Source organism: Ruminococcus sp. XPD3002 (assembly GCA_900119535.1).
Lineage (GTDB): Bacteria > Bacillota > Clostridia > Oscillospirales > Ruminococcaceae > Ruminococcus > Ruminococcus flavefaciens_H.
The window spans coordinates 1-1,280 of the sequence record FPJT01000018.1 but is presented as its reverse complement, the minus strand read 5'-3'; the positions used below and the strand labels follow the sequence as shown (position 1 = coordinate 1,280).

The 1,280-nt window shown below is 44.2% G+C and carries 1 protein-coding gene; it reads left to right on the top strand.

What is annotated here, in order from left to right; all coding sequences use genetic code 11:
• On the top strand, window positions 1-1,280 hold a 1,280-nt coding region (locus BT127_RS16940), incomplete at both ends, for a hypothetical protein (RefSeq protein ID WP_175541975.1).

Below are 1,280 nucleotides of genomic sequence, written 5' to 3'. Positions count from 1 at the left end.
GATGCAACTACAGCATCTACCACAACAGTAACAGATGCAACTACAGCATCTACCACAACAGCAACAGATGCAACTACAGCATCTACTACAACAGCAACTGACGTTACTACAGTATCCACAACAAAGAGTGCTGAGACTGCTATCGTAACTACAACGATAGTAAGAAATAATATCAGCATCAACAAGGCTGATCTCGGCGGTGCAGAAGTCAAGGGCGCAACACTTACCCTCTCAGGTAAGCACAGCGACGGTTCTGCAATAGAGTTTGCTAAGAATTCTATCAAGATCGGCGAGGACGGAGAAGTAGTTAACAGCTCAGGCGAAACACTCGTATGGATATCTGGTTCTGAAGCTACTATCGTTATCATCGAGGACGGCGAGTATACTCTCCACGAGATAGCTGCTCCTAATGGTTATGAGAAGGCTACTGATATCACATTCACAGTCAAGGACGGCAAGGTAGTAAATGGCGGTAAGAATGACAGCACAGTTGAGATGATCGACGAGATGATCACAACAGCAGCAGTTACAACATCCGCAGCAGCTACTGAAACGACTGTCAAGACAACACAAACAACTACAGCAGCTCCTGTAATAGTTACCGGAACAACTGAAGCAACAACTTCTACAACAACTGTTGCAGAGACAACTGCTAAGGCAACCACAGCAACGACAACTGTAACTTCGACAAATGCTGTTACAGAAACAACTGCTAAGGCAGCTGAAACTACAACAAATGCGGTTACAGAGTCCACGACGACAACAAAGGTTACTACAGTAACAACTACTAAGGCAGCAACCACAACTGTAACAACAACCACAAAGGCAGTTACAGAGACAACAGTCAAGGCAGTTGAAACAACGACAACAAAGGCTACCACAGTAACAACTACTAAGGCAACCACAACGTCGATAACAACAAGTACTACAACAAGCACAAGTACTTCAACATCGACAACAAAGGTTACTACAGTAACAACTACTAAGGCAACCACAACGTCGACAACAACAAGTACTACAACAACTACAAGCACAACAACTACTACATCGACTAAGGCTGCAACCGAGTCGACAACAGAGACAACCAAGGCAGAGACAGAAACAACTACAACAGTAGAAACTACTACAAGAACTACACGTACAAAGATCGTGACTACCACAAAGATCAGCACAACAACAACTGCACCTGTTACAACTACAGTAACAACTATCATCGGCAGAAACAGTGTCAACATCAATAAGGTAGACCTCGGCGGTACAGAGGTAGTAGGCGCAAGACT